General features: G+C 54.7%; 15 protein-coding genes. 9 read left to right on the top strand and 6 right to left on the bottom strand.

From position 1 onward, the window contains the following. Positions 1 to 33: 33 nt before the first annotated feature. The 3 genes from Q0835_RS22840 to Q0835_RS22830 are packed head-to-tail and all read right to left on the bottom strand — an operon-like array spanning position 34 to position 2,784. Positions 34 to 1,374, bottom strand: coding sequence for a TRAP transporter large permease subunit (locus tag Q0835_RS22840; protein ID WP_152500111.1), 1,341 nt, complete (start codon positions 1,372 to 1,374; stop codon positions 34 to 36). Next, the gene (locus tag Q0835_RS22835; protein ID WP_152500110.1) at positions 1,374 to 1,970 is read right to left on the bottom strand and encodes a TRAP transporter small permease subunit; all 597 of its coding nucleotides are present in this window, start codon (positions 1,968 to 1,970) and stop codon (positions 1,374 to 1,376) included. Before Q0835_RS22835 ends, Q0835_RS22840 begins: the two co-directional genes overlap by 1 nt. Next, a complete protein-coding gene (locus Q0835_RS22830) occupies positions 1,963 to 2,784 on the bottom strand; it encodes an N-formylglutamate amidohydrolase (RefSeq protein WP_298964588.1) in 822 nt (273 codons plus the stop codon). The genes Q0835_RS22835 and Q0835_RS22830 overlap by 8 nt, the downstream gene beginning before the upstream one ends. A 145-nt stretch (positions 2,785 to 2,929) precedes the next feature. Here Q0835_RS22830 and Q0835_RS22825 point away from each other — a divergent pair, with 145 nt between their 5' ends. Then, complete coding sequence (locus Q0835_RS22825; protein ID WP_298964585.1) at positions 2,930 to 3,799, top strand: MurR/RpiR family transcriptional regulator; 870 nt, start codon at positions 2,930 to 2,932, stop codon at positions 3,797 to 3,799. 39 nt (positions 3,800 to 3,838) lie between these two features. On the opposite strand, the gene Q0835_RS22820 is transcribed toward Q0835_RS22825, so the two are convergent. Then, positions 3,839 to 4,741 (bottom strand): helix-turn-helix domain-containing protein, encoded by a 903-nt coding sequence (locus Q0835_RS22820; protein ID WP_298964582.1) that lies wholly within the window; start codon positions 4,739 to 4,741, stop codon positions 3,839 to 3,841. Positions 4,742 to 4,833: 92 nt separating this feature from the next. Between Q0835_RS22820 and Q0835_RS22815 the strand changes: the two genes are divergently transcribed. From Q0835_RS22815 to Q0835_RS22780, 8 genes are all read left to right on the top strand, one after another. Beyond that, the gene (locus Q0835_RS22815; protein ID WP_298964581.1) at positions 4,834 to 6,204 is read left to right on the top strand and encodes an alpha-glucosidase/alpha-galactosidase; all 1,371 of its coding nucleotides are present in this window, start codon (positions 4,834 to 4,836) and stop codon (positions 6,202 to 6,204) included. A 255-nt stretch (positions 6,205 to 6,459) separates the two neighbouring features. Continuing rightward, positions 6,460 to 6,972: an NUDIX domain-containing protein gene (locus tag Q0835_RS22810; RefSeq protein ID WP_298964578.1), complete on the top strand. Its 513-nt coding sequence runs from the start codon at positions 6,460 to 6,462 to the stop codon at positions 6,970 to 6,972. Further along, a complete protein-coding gene (locus Q0835_RS22805) occupies positions 6,969 to 8,603 on the top strand; it encodes a phosphotransferase (protein ID WP_298964575.1) in 1,635 nt (544 codons plus the stop codon). The genes Q0835_RS22810 and Q0835_RS22805 overlap by 4 nt, the downstream gene beginning before the upstream one ends. Beyond that, positions 8,596 to 9,486: a GAK system ATP-grasp enzyme gene (locus Q0835_RS22800; RefSeq protein ID WP_298964573.1), complete on the top strand. Its 891-nt coding sequence runs from the start codon at positions 8,596 to 8,598 to the stop codon at positions 9,484 to 9,486. The genes Q0835_RS22805 and Q0835_RS22800 overlap by 8 nt, the downstream gene beginning before the upstream one ends. Continuing rightward, entirely contained in the window at positions 9,483 to 10,583 is a 1,101-nt protein-coding gene (locus Q0835_RS22795) for an HprK-related kinase B (RefSeq protein WP_298964570.1), read from the top strand. The genes Q0835_RS22800 and Q0835_RS22795 overlap by 4 nt, the downstream gene beginning before the upstream one ends. After that, a complete protein-coding gene (locus tag Q0835_RS22790) occupies positions 10,580 to 11,281 on the top strand; it encodes a histidine phosphatase family protein (protein ID WP_298964568.1) in 702 nt (233 codons plus the stop codon). The genes Q0835_RS22795 and Q0835_RS22790 overlap by 4 nt, the downstream gene beginning before the upstream one ends. A gap of 21 nt (positions 11,282 to 11,302) precedes the next feature. Next, complete coding sequence (locus Q0835_RS22785; protein WP_298964566.1) at positions 11,303 to 12,652, top strand: metallophosphoesterase family protein; 1,350 nt, start codon at positions 11,303 to 11,305, stop codon at positions 12,650 to 12,652. Beyond that, on the top strand, positions 12,649 to 12,924 hold the full coding sequence (locus Q0835_RS22780; RefSeq protein WP_298822294.1) for an amphi-Trp domain-containing protein: 276 nt from the start codon (positions 12,649 to 12,651) through the stop codon (positions 12,922 to 12,924). The genes Q0835_RS22785 and Q0835_RS22780 overlap by 4 nt, the downstream gene beginning before the upstream one ends. Positions 12,925 to 12,962: 38 nt before the next feature. Here the strand turns inward: Q0835_RS22780 and Q0835_RS22775 are convergent, their stop codons facing one another. Both Q0835_RS22775 and Q0835_RS22770 read right to left on the bottom strand, forming a co-directional pair. Beyond that, on the bottom strand, positions 12,963 to 13,478 hold the full coding sequence (locus Q0835_RS22775; protein WP_298964563.1) for a hydrogenase maturation protease: 516 nt from the start codon (positions 13,476 to 13,478) through the stop codon (positions 12,963 to 12,965). Between the two features lie 58 nt (positions 13,479 to 13,536). Continuing rightward, positions 13,537 to 14,979: a Ni/Fe hydrogenase subunit alpha gene (locus Q0835_RS22770; RefSeq protein ID WP_298964561.1), complete on the bottom strand. Its 1,443-nt coding sequence runs from the start codon at positions 14,977 to 14,979 to the stop codon at positions 13,537 to 13,539. Between the last annotated feature and the right edge of the window lie 16 nt (positions 14,980 to 14,995).

The raw sequence follows: 14,995 nt of genomic DNA, 5'->3' as shown, positions 1-14,995 counted from the left end.
CAGACTTTATTGTTTTTGTCTCGCGTGTCGCCGCTACTTTCCGTAGATCAGGTTGGGTAGCCAAAGCGCGATTTGCGGGAAAACCATTACGATCACGAGTGCCAGGATCATCACCAGAACAAAAGGCGTGATAGATCCGTAGATGTCACGCATCGTGATGCTCTTGGGCGCCATCGCCCGCATCAGGAAAAGATTGTAACCGAAGGGTGGCGTCATATAGGCGATCTGCGTCGTGATCGTATAAAGCACGCCATACCAGATCAGAATGTCACCGCGCGGCATGCCGAGGTCAAGCGACCCGACCAGAGGCACATAAAGCGGCGCAACAATCACCAGCATCGCCGTGTCGTCCAGGAATGTTCCCATAACCAGGAACGACAGTTGCATCAGGATCAGGATCATCCAGGGCGACAGGCCAAGCTGTTCCGTGAACAGGCTCTCAATGGCCTTGACGGCACCCAGACCATCAAACACCGCACCGAAGCCGAGGGCTGCCAGGATGATCCACATGAACATGCAGGAGATACCGAGGGTGTTCTTCAAGCAAAGAACCAGAATGGCCAATGTCATCCGGCGCTTGAGAACCGCCGCGATCAGTGCCGTGAGAGCGCCGACAGCCGACGCCTCGACCAGGCTGGTTTTTCCCATCACGAAAGGCACCATCATCATCGCAAAGATGATGAGCGGCAAAAGTCCTGCCAGCAGCAAACGGTATTTTTCGCCCCGGGAAACATCCCGTTCGTCTTCGGAGAGCGCCGGCCCGAGTTCAGGCTGTATCCGGCATCTGATCGCAATATAGACAATGAACATTGCTGCCATCATCAGGCCCGGCACGGCGCCGGCGAGCCATAGCTGGCCGACCGGTGCCCGGGCGATCATCGCATAAAGCACAAGCACGACAGAAGGGGGCACAAGTATCCCGAGCGAAGATCCGGCCTGAATCACGCCGGTCACCATCCGTTTGTCATACTTGCGTTTCAAGAGCTCCGGCAGCGCGATCGTCGCGCCGATTGCCATGCCCGCGACGGAAAGTCCGTTCATGGCCGAGATCAAAACCATCAGCAGAATCGTGCCAATGGCGAGCCCCCCGTTGATCGGCCCCATCCAGACATGGAACATCTTGTAAAGATCGTCTGCAATCTTGGTTTCCGACAGGACATAACCCATGAAAATAAACATCGGCAGCGTCAGCAGCGGATACCATTTCATCAGTTTCATTGCAGCCGAAAAGGGGATGTCTCCGCCACCGGTTCCCCAGAGCATTATCGCTGCAATGGACGCAATGCCGCCAATCGCGCCAAAAACCCGCTGACCGGTCAGCAGCATCAGCATCATCGACGAGAACATCAAAAGAGCGATCATCTCATATGACATCAGATCGTCTCTCCCTTGATACGGGCAATATCTTTCAGGAACTCGGCAAAAACCTGAAGGAGCATAAGAAAAAATCCGATGATCATGACCAGTTTGATTGGCCAGACATATGGTCGCCACGACGTTGGGCTGCGTTCGACAAAACCAAGAATTTCACTTGCAGCTTCCGGACCACCTGTCACGAATGCAACGATCAGGTCCCGATAAAAGACGAATGGTTCCTGAGTGAAGTGCCCCAGCGAATAAGCAAAGGAATTGAGCGCGCCGTAGAGAAGAACCCCGAGGTAAAAAAGTAGAAGCAACACGGTGAAGGCATCGAACCAGGCTTTTTTCTTCAAGCTCCAGTCCGCGTAGAAAAGGTCCATGCGCACGTTCGATCCGAGTTGTATCGAATAGGGCCCTCCCAGAACGTAATAGGCGACCATAGCGAACTGCGCGACTTCCAGTGTCCATAATGAGGGACTGAAGAAAGTCTTTGAGACAGACGACCAGAGCAAGATGGCGGCCATCACGAAGATGCCCCACATGATGATTCTGCCAAGACCCCGATTGAACCCGTCGACAAACCGGACGTAAAGGCGGGCCGCCTTAAGCATCAGCACCTCCCGAGATATCCGCCGTCCCCGACTGAAGCGCGCCTGAAAGCACCGGGCCGAGCATCTCCGCCCAATGGCCTTCCTGCTCGCGCGTCTTTACCTCATCGTTTCTGATTTCAATCATCAGACACGGCAATTGCCGGCTCTCGCCGTGACGGCGGATGGTGTAATAGACGCCGTCGGACGGCGCATAGGGCTGGTTGTCGCCAACGGTCAGATCACCCCGGGTCCTGAGAGCCTCCAGCACAGGGTCGGCAAGGCTGCGGTCGCTTTCCGAAATCAAGCCGATTTCCCACGGCCTGGTCTTTCCTTTGTAGACCGGCGTGAAGGAGTGCACGGAGACAAGCGCGGTCGGAAGGCCCCGATCAAGACGCTGGACCAGCATCCTGTCGATCGCTTTGTGAAAGGGGCGATGTACCAGATTGAGCCGGAAGGCCCTTTCATCTGCCGAGAGGTCGCGATTGCCTGCAATCTGAGTGGTTTCGCTGAGGCAGGGGATCAGGTCCGCACGGGTTTCCTCCCGATTGCAATCAATGATCAGCCTCGAGACAGCCGTATAGACCAAAGGAGCGTCCAGGCTTTTCGACAGTCTTCTTGCAACACCGAGAGCCCCGGGGTCCCACGCGATATGTTCTGCCTTTTCCTCTTCCGACAGGCCAAGACTGGTGTCATAGGGCGGCGGGAAGAAATTGGATGCGTGATCGCAGACAAAAACGAACGGCCCCGCGCCTTCCGCGTTTTCAACCGCAACAGCCCGGGTTGCCCCTCCTGCCTGACCATCTTTTAGGCCGCCGCTTTGAGGGCTTGCACCCATTCCCAACTCCTCGGAAGGCTCAACACAAATTTGTAACGTTTATTACAGGATTGCCGACTTAGCCAAGTTCTGTAATATTTGATACGCAGATTGACGCCGCTGTCAAATGAAAATCGGCGGCAAATTTGGTGAACAGGTTACGCCCATGGAACGCCCGCTTCTGGAAGACATTCGCGATCGGCTAGACGAATTCACCGCAACGGAGAAGAAGGCGGCCCATGCATTGCTGGCCAATTATCCGATGCAGGGCCTGGGTACGGTCGCGCAGTTTGCAGAAGCTGCCAGCGTCAGTTCTCCGACCATATTAAGATTCATTGCAAGACTTGGGTTTCCAGGCTTTGCCGAATTTCAAAAAAAACTCCGCAGCGAGCTTGAGAGCCAGCTCAATTCACCGCTTGCGCGCAGTGCCAGCATGTCCGATGAAAAAGCTGCAGACCCGCATGTCGGACAGCTTTTGGAAAACATTCGCGAAACTTTTGATCACTTGCCCAAAGGCGAACTGGAAGGCCTGACCAACCTCCTCTCGGACGAACGCAAAACCATTCATCTCATCGGTGGCAGGTTTACCGATGGTCTTGCACGTTACATGGCGGCCCATTTGCGCATTGTCCGTCCGAATGTCAGCCATGTCGCAGGCCAGCAGGGAAACTGGCTCGATCAGCTTATCGGAATTGGCGCCAAGGACGTTGTCGTGGTTTTCGATATCCGCCGGTATCAGGCTGAAATTATCCAGTTCGCCGAAGCTGCGGCGAAACAGGGCGCCACTGTTGCCCTTGTGACAGACAGCTGGATGTCACCTGTTGGCAGGATCGCGAGCTACGTGCTGCCTGCGCGTGTCGCCGTCCCGTCTCCCTGGGACTCTTCACTCGCCCTGATGGCAATCGCAGAGGTTCTGATTGCAGGTGTAACGCGGCAAAACCAAACCCGCGCCCAGGCCCGCATGCGGTCTCTGGAAACTCTGCGCAACGAAATCGATCCGTCGACGGAAGATGGCCGCAGCGGACCGGATATCTAGTTTCTGAACGACGCGGGCAACATCGTCTTTTCCGGCCGATCAGGCCGGTCTTGCCTGACGCAGATCGCTTGGAACGCTGCCATAAACCGATCTGTAATTGTCATAGAACTGACTGGCGGACGAAAATCCGGCCTGAAATGCGGCTTCCGACACAGACACGTCGGAAGACAAGAGAAGCTCCCGCGCTCTGATTAACCGCATGCGAACGATAAATTGCTTGAGTGTGATTCCAAGCGTTTTCCTGAACATGTTGGATGCGTAATTGGCATTCAAACCGGTGATCGTCGCGATCTCCCGGGTCGATACCGGAACAGAAGAGTTCTGAATGACGGCCTCAATCATTCGCACCACATGCTCTGTCGGTCCCGATTGCCTGCCATCGTCTTTAACCGGCCTGTCTTTGTTCCGCAGGTTCTTGATGCACTCTTCAATGGAAAGCCGTCGCATGAGTGCATGAAGTTCCATTGTCAGGCATTCGAAACGACTGAGTTCCTTTGATTGATAGTCCCGGTGCCAACGGGCCGGAATGTCTCTGTCCGCAAGGATTTCCGGCACGACCAGAACGGCCCCGGACAGCAGTGCGCGCTGAATGCGACCAATTCCTCTGAAAGACAAAAAGACATCGAGTGGAAAATACATGTTCGTGAGTTGGTAGGCCGAGGCCTCAACAGGATTTAGACCGACTGTCTGATGAGGAATTCCAGCCCAGAAGAAACACATCTGGCCTGCCGGCAGCACGACCTTGTCCGTTTCGAACCTGTATGTCATCTCGCCACCGGCAAGCCAGTTGAACTCCACATGTCCGTGCCAGTCCAGATCATGCAGAACCGGTGCAAAACGGCGCATGGCAAACTGACCGAAGACAACAGGCTTGCCACCGGCAAATGTCGAACGGTCTGCATCTTCAGGTCCAAAAACGGAGCGAAACGGCAAATCGGGCATACCTGTAAATTCCGGACATTTTACTTTGATTACAGGATAGAATGTCCTGAGCGGTCGTGCAATCTGGTTTCACAACCAAGAGGTCTTTGCTCATGTCCAAACCAGTCAAGATTACCTTTATCGGTGCCGGGTCCACCGTTTTTGCCAAGAACATCATTGGCGACTGTTTGCTGCGGCCTGCGCTTGCCGGTGCTCATTTTGCGCTCATGGATATCGACCCTGAACGCCTCAGCGAATCGGAGATTGTCATATCCAAAATGGTCTCCTCGCTAGGTGCCAGGGCAACGGTTTCATGCCACAAGGACCAGCGGGAAGCCCTGGAAGGCTCTGATTTTGTCGTCGTAGCCTTCCAGATCGGTGGCTACGAGCCCTGCACTGTCACCGACTTCGAGATTCCAAAATCCTATGGCCTTCGCCAGACGATTGGCGACACGCTCGGCATCGGCGGCATCATGCGCGGCTTGCGCACCGTTCCGCATCTTTGGAGCATTTGCGAAGATATGCGGGCTGTGTGCCCGGATGCGCTGATGCTGCAATACGTCAATCCAATGGCGATCAACACCTGGGCGATCAGCGGAAAATATCCGGACATTCGTCAGGTGGGCCTGTGCCACTCGGTGCCCCTGACAGCTGCCGAGTTGGCCGAAGACCTGGATGTCGACCTCAGCCGATTGCGCTACAAGGTTGGCGGCATCAATCACATGGCCTTTTACCTGCACCTTCATGAAGTGCTGGATGACGGTTCAACGCGGGACCTCTATCCGACGCTGAAAAAGCTTCACGCCAGTGGAGCCATACCGAAAACGGACAATCTGTGGAATCCGCGCTGCCCCAACTATGTTCGCTATGAAGTCATGCAGAAGCTCGGATATTTCGTGACCGAAAGCTCTGAACACTTCGCCGAATATGTTCCCTGGTTCATCAAGGAAGGCCGCAAGGATCTGATTGATCGCTTCTCTATTCCACTGGATGAATATCCGAAACGCTGCATTGAGCAGGTGGCGGATTGGAAAGAGCAGGCAAAAGCGTTTCTGGGACCTGACCCAATCGAGGTGAAGGCTTCGCCTGAATATGCGTCGGAGATCATCAACGCGGTCGTGACCAACACGCCTACTACGATCTATGGAAATGTGCCCAACCACGGTTTGATTGACGCCCTGCCAAAGGGATGTGCCGTAGAGGTTCCCTGCCTGATCGACAGCAACGGTGTTCAGCCAACGCGTGTCGATGGTATCCCGCCGCAGCTGACAGCCTTGATGAGAACCAATGTCTCCGTCCAGGAACTGACTGTGCGGGCACTCGTCGACGAAGCTCCTGAACATGTCTATCATGCGGCAATGCTCGACCCGCACACGGCTGCCGAACTGGATCTCGATCAGATCTGCGGCCTTGTCGATGATTTGATCAGTGCCCATGGCCAATGGCTGCCCAACTGGCTGGCGGCGGACCGGCAGGCCGCCTGATCGGCATCATTCGCGCTCAGGTGACCTTGTGGCCACGGTAAACACCACGCGAAAACTGATGTGCCCAGCACGAAGTTGTCCGACCACCCTTGCGAAACACTTTGCTGGGGTGGTTCACGCATTGGCGCAGCCTATTCTGTCCGGCGCTGATTGGCCGGCAACCCACGACTCAGCTAAACTTTGTCTGAGCGATTGAACACCGCGCCAACGACGCACTGTTGGACCAGGGGTCCTGGATTCCGGCCACGTCAGCAAATGCGAGGAAAGGCCGCCATTCCCATACGACCCGCATCAGCGGAGCCTCAGTTTCGGCCAACGATCCGGTCCACTCCCCGCGCATTTATTTGCCGTGGTGAAAAGCTGCTCGTGCAGGAGAAACAACATCCCGTCAAAGGCCGCTATTTCACACTTCCCGGCGGAAAACAGGAGGCTGGTGAAACGCTTGAAGACGCGCTTCGCCGCGAATGCCGGGAAGAAATCGGAGCCGCTGTCACGGTGAAACAACTCTTGCATGTTGCCGAAGTTTTTCGTCCCAAGAGCGGCACCAACGACTACCAGCATCAGCTTGATTTCGTCTTCAATTGCAGCGTCCCGGAAGGCTACGAACCCGTTCTTGGTTGTTCCCCGGACCCTCATCAGATTGCAACATGCTGGATAACGCCCGAAAATGCTCAACAACTTCGTCCGTCCTATGTCACAAAACTGTTTTCACATGGCTGTAGGCGGGACGTAGAAATCTATCTCGGATCGCATAATGAAGAACAATGACTAGCCTGCCGAAGACCATCCGGGAAAATCTCCATTTTCTATGCGCTGAAATCGATGGGCAGCTGATCCTGCTGGAAGCTTTTTTCCAGGATCCGACAGCCGCCCTCGCGCGCAGGATAATGGACCGGGCGGGCTACGCGCATAATCTGAAGACACGCATCCTGGATGCCTGTGTACGCCAGATGGCGGGTGCGAAAAAAGACAATCAAAGACACCTGACTTTGCGCAGCCTGGAGTTTGTGGCTGTCGACCTGCAACGCCTGTCCAACCTCGCGCGCCAGTCGCTGAGACACGTGGAACGGATCGATACCTTTAAAACACTGGTCCCGGAACGTTATCCGGTGATCGTCGGACATGTCCGCAGCGGCGTCAGCAGGATCGAAAATGCCATACACAGCAGTGACAGCAATCTGGCCATCGAAATCGGCCAGATGCAGGACAAGATCGAGGCCGACTACCGCAAGGTTTTCAAAGTCTACACCCGGGAAATGCGCAACCCGAAAACGCAGCCGTCCGATATCGCCAACAGTCTGCTCGTTGCAAGCGAGTTTCAGCGCATGGGCGACTCCCTCAAGTCCATCAGTGAAGCACTGATTTCGTCGAACATCGGACAGGCCGTCAATTTTGAACGTTACTTCTCGCTGCAGAGCCTGATGTCCGAGCTTGAGGAACCGAATGGCGAACTGGCCATAGAAACCATGGCAGAAACCCGTTCGGGAAGCTCAATCTCCGCAATTAGAAATACGAAAACCGAAACCGTCACCGCCGTCTTCAAGGATGGTGACAAAAACAAGGTGAAGGAGGAACGCCAGGGCGTTGAAAGCTGGCATTCCATATATCCGGGCCTCGCCCCGAAAATCCTGTCCTACAAGAAGCGCAACCAGTCAGCTGCTCTTCTGATCGAACATCTGCCAGGTCTCACACTTGAACACATTCTGCTTAACGAAAACAGCGATCTTTGCGACAAGGCGCTCGCGCGCCTTTCAAAAACGCTGCGTGATATCTGGAAGCAGACCAGGACCAAAGAACCCGCCGAGCTGGGCAGCATGCAACAATTGTCCGAACGGCTCGCAGAGGTTCGCCGTGTTCACCCGGAGTTCCAGGAAACTCAGGTGCGGTTTTGCGGGCAAGCCATACCTTCGCTCGACACTCTGGTCGAACAGGCGGCAACGCGCGAGGCAAACGTGGCTGCCCCGTTTTCCGTCTATATCCATGGCGACTTCAATGTCGACAACATCATCTTCGACCCAGGCGAAAGCAGAATCCATTTCATCGATCTGCACAGGTCGCGCTACATGGATTATGTCCAGGATATCTCCGTGTTCATGGTATCGAATTACCGGCTGCACGTTCTTGACCGTGAGACTCGCAACCGCATCATGAATGCCTCACAGACTTTCTTTAAGTCGGCGCGGGCATTTGCACGAAAACAGAATGACGACACGTTCGAGTACCGCCTCGCGCTCGGCCTGGCACGTTCCTTTGCCACGTCTACCCGCTTCATCTTCGACAAGGTTCATGCCAGACGCATGTGGCTGCGTTCCCGTTACCTGATTGAGAAAGCCCTCGCCTGCCCCGTCGGCGAGGAGGCCAGGTTCCGTCTCCCTTTGAAGGAGATCTTCGTTGACTGAGTTGAAAATCGGCGTGGTCGGTATACCCGGCAAATGGTCTACCGAAATATTGGCAGATGCGCTTGAAGCCAGAACCGGATTTCGCTGCGTCATCGACATGGCTGATGTCGTGCTTGACCTGGAAACCCGCACGCTTGTCGCCGGAAACCATAACCTTTGCAATTTTGACGGGCTGGTTATCAAAAAGATCAGCCAGAAATACAGCCCCGCGACGCTGGATCGCATGGAACTTCTGCGTATCGCCGAAGCTGCAGGTGTGCGGGTGTTTTCCAAGACCAGGTCCATCCAGGGTCTCGTCAACCGGCTCAGTTGCACAATTACGCTTGCCAACGCAGGCATACCGATGCCGGCGACATACATCACTGAAAGCATCGACGAAGCAATTCTCGCAGTTCAACGATTTGGCACTGCGGTATTCAAGCCATTGTTTTCAACGAAAGCGCGCGGAATGACGCTGATCGAAGCAAAATCAGACCGTGACCGTCTTCGAAGAGACATTGCTGCCTTCAAGGCAGAAAATCCGGTCATGTACTTGCAGCAGAAGGTCAACCTCTCCGGTCAGGATCTCGGCATGGTGTTTTTGGGAGGTGAATATCTTGGGACCTATGCACGCGTTGCCCGAGCAGGCAGCTGGAACACGACCATTCATGACGGCGGCCGCTACGAAGCCTTTATACCTGAACCGTCGTTGATAGATCTCGCGCACCGCGCACAGGCACCGTTTGATCTGGATTTCACAACGGTCGACGTCGGGCTGACAGACGATGGACCCATCGTCTTCGAGGTTTCCGCATTCGGTGGTTTCAAGGGAGCACTCGAAGGCGCAACAATCGATGCAGCCAGCCTTTATGCGGCCCATGCGATCAAAAAGGTGCGTTCATGAGAGAGCCCTGCCTTCAGGAAGTGGTCGACGCACTTGCGCCTGACCGGGCAACCAAGGACGCTGATCCGGTCTGCTTGAGCGTGGGTGGGTTTGTGATCGAAGTGCGGTGTGTCTCCAGCACCTTGCTGGCCGAACTGCTGAGGTATTTTCAGCACGTCATTTCAGCTCCTTGCGAGCCCGACACCATTGTTCATGTTCTTGGCGATGCACAACTGCCTTTTCAGCTTGAATATGTTGATTGGGTGCGCGAGGCGAGCAAGCGCGGGCGCAAGGATGCCATCTGTGACCTGCCTGATGGCCGATTGATCCTCAAGGTTCGAACAGGTGTTCAGTTTTTGCAGTCGCCGGCCTGGGTTGTTGCTTTTGGACCAACTGAGCAAAATGCCAATCAAGTTATCAATTTCATCAACACTCAGATCCTGAACCGGTTTCAGCGCGAAGGCTGGCTGGCGTGCCATGCAGCGGCCGTCAAAACCAGCAACAAGGGCCTGGCCATTTCCGGTCTGTCCGGTGGCGGCAAATCAACCAGCATCCTCCGCCTGATGGAAATCGCAGATACGCACTACGTCACCAACGACCGATTGCTGGTTCGCAGAAACGGAAGTAAGACGGATGCACTCGGCATTCCCAAATTACCGCGCATCAATCCCGGGACCATCGTCACCAACGCCAGGCTCACCGGCCTCATCGACGAGGAACGGGAGGAAGAGCTTCGCAACCTGGAACCTGACGAGCTCTGGCACCTGGAAGAAAAATACGACCTCTTCATTGATGACATATACGGGCCGGGCCGCATTTCGCACGAAACGCATCTGACGGATTTCTGGGTCCTGAACTGGTCCCACGACAGCGTTGCGCAGACCGATATATCCAAAGTGGACTTGAAATCACGGCCGGATCTTTTGTCTGCCATCACCAAAAACCCGGGACCTTTTTATCAAAAATCGAATGGCGCTTTCTGGACCGACAGATCGGCTCTGGAAACGAGCGCTTACCTGGCAACGCTTTCAGACATTCGTGTTTGGGAAGTCTCTGGCCTCATCGACTTCGACGCATTGTTTGATGCTGGAATGGAATTGTTGGGAACCCCATCATGAACGACAAGTTCATCATCCTCTTGCGCCATGGCGCATATCGGCAAAAACCTGGAACGCCAAGCGCGCTGCAACCATTCGACCTGACCGAAACCGGAAAAGCGCAGGCCAAGGCAGCCGGTCTTGAACTTGCAAAACTCGCAAGAGCCGAGAGCTGGCAGCTTTCACCGCAAATCTTTTGCTCGCGCCAGCTGCGGTCCTGGCAGACAGCAACTCTGCTCGGCAAGACCATCTCGGAGACGACAGGCCGGACCTTTGAAATAACGGAAACAGAAGCGCTCGCTGAGAGATCGGTCGGAGCCCTTGCCAATCTCACCATTCCTGAAATCGAGCACGTGCTGATGGAAGATCCCCGCCATGAAGCACCGCCGGAAAACTGGAAATCGGACAGCCACTACAAACTGCCGGTTCAGGGAGCCGAGAGCCTGATGGAAGCTGGGGCGCGGGTGGCAGAGTTCCTGCAAAAACGCGTCGAGACAATGCCCCACGTGAGTGGGAAAACAGCCCAGATTTGTGTCGGTCACGGAGCAGCATTACGCCACGCGGCTCATCATCTGGGCATCCTTTCCTTTCCGAAAATCCGGAAAGTTAGCATGCATCATGCCAAGGCTGTGGTCTTGAGATACAGCCCAAATGCCGGCTGGAGCCATCACACCGGTACCTGGAAAGAACGCCAGGTTCTGGAACTCACAATGGACTGATTGGACCTCAGGCAAAGTATGATGACCAACAAAGCCGTTGCACAGATGCTACCTCCTATTGCTGCGAAAGATCTCAGCGATCTGGGAGTTCCAAACAGCTGCATTCCCTGGCCACTTTTCAGCGCAGGAAATGAGCAACACGTTCACGCACGAACCCCTGACCTGGTATCCAGTGTCGCCAAAGCCAACGCTCTGGGCTCCTGGGATTGGCCAGACAAACCCGTGATCTTCATTTCGGATTTGCACGCAGACGCCGAAGGCCTTCTCCGCTCGCTTGTTGCTGTGGGTGCAATTATACGCATTGGCAGTGGCCTGACGGACTTTGAGTTGACGTCTTTCGGCCGCAGCTGCCAGATCATCATTGGTGGGGATTGTATCGACAAGGGCCCGAGCAATCTCGATCTGCTCGACAGCCTTTCAGCACTGATGAAATCAGGTGCTGACGTGGTTCTTTTGGCGGGAAACCATGACCTGCGTCTTTATCTCGGCCTTGAATCGCTGACTGTAAAACGCGGCTCCCTCAACGCACATATGTTTGTGCGCATGGGCAAAAAGGTCATGCCTCTGCTTCGGGAAGTCTTCGACAGATATGTTGACCCGGACACCGTATTGGACGGTCTGCCGGACGAAAAGACCTGTCTTGATCTGATGGTACCCGGCAAGAAGTGGGCAAAACAGTTTCCGATAGCAGCTGCCAACTTTCTGAATGAAGCCGCTGTCAAAAAGGAAATGCGCCGGCTCAAGAAAAAGACAACCAGATTTTCCCAACATGCGGAACAGTACGGGTTCACCATGCGTCAGCTCTATTCGGCGGCGTTGGCGTGCAGGGAGCTCTTCATGAATTCCGAAGGGCAATACGCCTGGTTTTTTCAAAGCATGAAAGCTGTCCACCAGAGCGGGTCTTTGCTTTTTGTTCACGCCGGTGTCGATGACAGCATGGCCGCACTGATTTCAGTAAAGGGCATTGCGCACGTGAACCGACGTTTCAAGAAGGAAAGCCGAAAAGATCCTTTCGTTTTTTATTCTGGAACGATCGCCAATCTGGTGCGCACCAAATACCGCGAAGTCGATCATCCGCTGACAGCCCGAGGCGTAGAAGAGCTGCATCTGGCAGGCATCAAGATGCTGGTTCAAGGCCACGTCAATCGGCACAGTGGACAGGAACTGACGTCCAAAAACGGACTGCTGCACCTGGAAGCAGACGTTACGCTTGACCGGCACTCCAGAAGCGCTGAAGGCCTTGAAGGCATTGGCACCGGTGCGACGATCATTCATCCAAATGGCAATATTCTGGGTATCAGCCGCGACTATCCTCATGCCAAACTGTTCAATCCGGACCAAATTCTTCAACAACACGGACTGTTGCTATGATGGAACGTAAGGGCCGTTTCCGGCACCAGTCCCTTCAAGACAAGAAATCGATCCAGAAGCTGCTCGATGCCATCAAGCGCGGGATCGCCAAGGGAGAATTGGAGTTCGGGGACGACACCGGCGACATCACACTGGAGCCAGCCGGCCTCATGAACCTGCGCGTAACCGCGACTGTCGAAGGCGACCAGTCGCGCCTCGACTTGCGCATCACCTGGACCAACGAAAGCATCGACCAGAAAGAAAGCGGCAAGCTCAAGGTCAAAGGTGGATAGAAGGCTCCAAGTCCAATTGTCCGGCGCTCAGGCCAGGATCAACTGTCAGCCCTTTGCTGCAACTGAACATCAGAACCCGTGTTTTTTGACAACCAGTCCAGAAAGAACGCTTCGGCATCTTCAAGATTTTTCTTAGCCCTTTCAGAAAGCCCCTCTTTGACCTCGCCGAATTCCTGACCGGATATCCCGAGCACATAGGCGCGCGGTCTTGCGCCATAAAGCGTCTCGCAAAGCGCAAGCACTGTTTCAGGCCTCAGGCTGTGGCTGCCCAGAATTTCAGGTGCACCTGCTGCAATTTCCTGAAAGGAAAATGCCGTTTCACCGCCCATCTGCGCATCGGCGAACACCACCACATCATGGCTTGAAATCGTCAATGCATGTTCGGCTACCAATTGATAATCGGTATCGATTTCCAACTCGGAATGTGCCCGGTCTGCCAACCTTTGAGAGAAAGCCGGTCCGAGACCATCATCGCCGCGCCCCGGATTGCCATAGCCTATCAAGATCATCGCACTACCCCGCTCCGCGCGGTCGAACAAACTCTTGCCGGCCACACGGAACTTGCCTCTGATTGCTGATCCGGAAAAATGACCGGGAGTATTTCTTCATCGTTCATATGCATTGAGACCTGCGGTCAACCAGACCGCCTTCCGCATTGAACAACTCCACCTGAAGCGGCATTTGACCTAGTGCATGCGTCGCACATGACAGGCATGGATCATAAGCACGCACGGCGACCTCGACATGGTTCAAGAGACCTTCCGTGATCTGCTCCTTGCCTGATAGGTGTTTGATGGCAACGTCTTTTACCGCCCTGTTCATGCCTTCATTGTTGTGCGTGGTGGAAACGATCAGGTTGCAGTAAGTCACCTGGTCGTTCTCATCGACCTTGTAGTGGTGAATGAGATTGCCGCGCGGGGCTTCGATAACACCAATACCTTCTTCGCGCCTGTCCCCCTTGGCGATCAGATCCGTGCCTTGCAGATCCGGATCGTGCAGAAGTTCGCGGATCTTTTCGACGCAGTGGAGAACCTCGATCATTCGGGCCCAGTGATTGGCAAGCGTGGAGTTGTTCGGCGTTCCGCTCGTGACGGCCCTCAGTTCTTTGTGGGCAGCATCCGCCAATGGCGTGTCGATAAAACTTGCCGTGTTCATACGGGCAAGCGGGCCGACCCGGTACCAGCCGACATCCGGGCCCAGCTCCTTGATAAACGGGAACTTCATGTAGGACCAGGAGCGGACATCCTCAACGATCAGCTCGTGATATTTGGTGTAAGGCACCTGATCGAATATCTTATCTCCGGTCGAGCTCAGGGCGCGCAGACTGCCGTGATAAAGATCCAGGGCTCCGTCGCTTTCTCGCACAATCGACATGTAATTTGATGGGAAAGACCCGAACTCGGATACCAAGTCTTCGTTTTCAAGAGTGTAGTCGCGCGCAAGCTTCACCGCGTCCAGGCACCATTCAATCATCTCGTCGACATTCGACAAGAAATGGTCCCGTCTTTCGAGCGGCAGATTGCGATTGATACCGCCAGGAATGGCACCCGTGCCGTGTACCTTCTTTCCAGCCGTCGCTTCAATGATCTCCTGGCCGTATTTCCGCATCAGGACGGCCCGTTTTCCCAGTTCTGGCTGTTCTTTGAGAACCTCAAAAATGTTGCGCTTTTCCGCGGGAGCCCCGAAACCGAACAATAGATCGGGAGCTGCAAGATGAAAGAAATGCAGCACATGGCTCTGCATGACCTGTCCATAGTGCATGAGCCGGCGCATCTTTTCGCCCGTTGGGGTCAACTGGTCGACCCCGGCGATCATGTCCATAGCCTTTGCTGCGGCCAAATGGTGGCTGACCGGACAAATACCGCACAATCGCTGGACGATCACCGGCACTTCCCACATCAGGCGGCCACGGATGAACCGCTCAAATCCACGAAACTCGACAATGTGCAGCCGAGCTTCGTCAACCTCATTTTCCGCGTTGAGGTGGATGGTAACCTTCCCGTGTCCTTCAACGCGGGTGACAGGCGAGATTTCAATCATTCTGGGTTCAGTCATCTCGAATTTCCAGCCA

The sequence above is a fragment of the uncultured Roseibium sp. genome, assembly GCF_947499295.1.
Classification (GTDB): Bacteria; Pseudomonadota; Alphaproteobacteria; order Rhizobiales; family Stappiaceae; genus Roseibium.
Note: the sequence above shows the minus strand (reverse complement) of the source record. Positions and strands in the feature narration are given on the sequence as shown.

Bases quoted from the DNA above. Each gene is read 5' to 3' on its own strand.
- Q0835_RS22825 (WP_298964585.1), top strand. From the start codon at position 2,930: ATGGAACGCCCGCTTCTGGAAGACATTCGCGATCGGCTAGACGAATTC.
- Q0835_RS22795 (WP_298964570.1), top strand. From the start codon at position 9,483: ATGAGAGAGCCCTGCCTTCAGGAAGTGGTCGACGCACTTGCGCCTGAC.
- Q0835_RS22770 (WP_298964561.1), bottom strand. From the start codon at position 14,979: ATGACTGAACCCAGAATGATTGAAATCTCGCCTGTCACCCGCGTTGAA.
- Q0835_RS22815 (WP_298964581.1), top strand. From the start codon at position 4,834: ATGTCCAAACCAGTCAAGATTACCTTTATCGGTGCCGGGTCCACCGTT.
- Q0835_RS22820 (WP_298964582.1), bottom strand. From the start codon at position 4,741: ATGCCCGATTTGCCGTTTCGCTCCGTTTTTGGACCTGAAGATGCAGAC.
- Q0835_RS22835 (WP_152500110.1), bottom strand. From the start codon at position 1,970: ATGCTTAAGGCGGCCCGCCTTTACGTCCGGTTTGTCGACGGGTTCAAT.
- Q0835_RS22830 (WP_298964588.1), bottom strand. From the start codon at position 2,784: ATGGGTGCAAGCCCTCAAAGCGGCGGCCTAAAAGATGGTCAGGCAGGA.
- Q0835_RS22805 (WP_298964575.1), top strand. From the start codon at position 6,969: ATGACTAGCCTGCCGAAGACCATCCGGGAAAATCTCCATTTTCTATGC.
- Q0835_RS22840 (WP_152500111.1), bottom strand. From the start codon at position 1,374: ATGTCATATGAGATGATCGCTCTTTTGATGTTCTCGTCGATGATGCTG.
- Q0835_RS22810 (WP_298964578.1), top strand. From the start codon at position 6,460: ATGCGAGGAAAGGCCGCCATTCCCATACGACCCGCATCAGCGGAGCCT.
- Q0835_RS22785 (WP_298964566.1), top strand. From the start codon at position 11,303: ATGACCAACAAAGCCGTTGCACAGATGCTACCTCCTATTGCTGCGAAA.
- Q0835_RS22780 (WP_298822294.1), top strand. From the start codon at position 12,649: ATGATGGAACGTAAGGGCCGTTTCCGGCACCAGTCCCTTCAAGACAAG.
- Q0835_RS22790 (WP_298964568.1), top strand. From the start codon at position 10,580: ATGAACGACAAGTTCATCATCCTCTTGCGCCATGGCGCATATCGGCAA.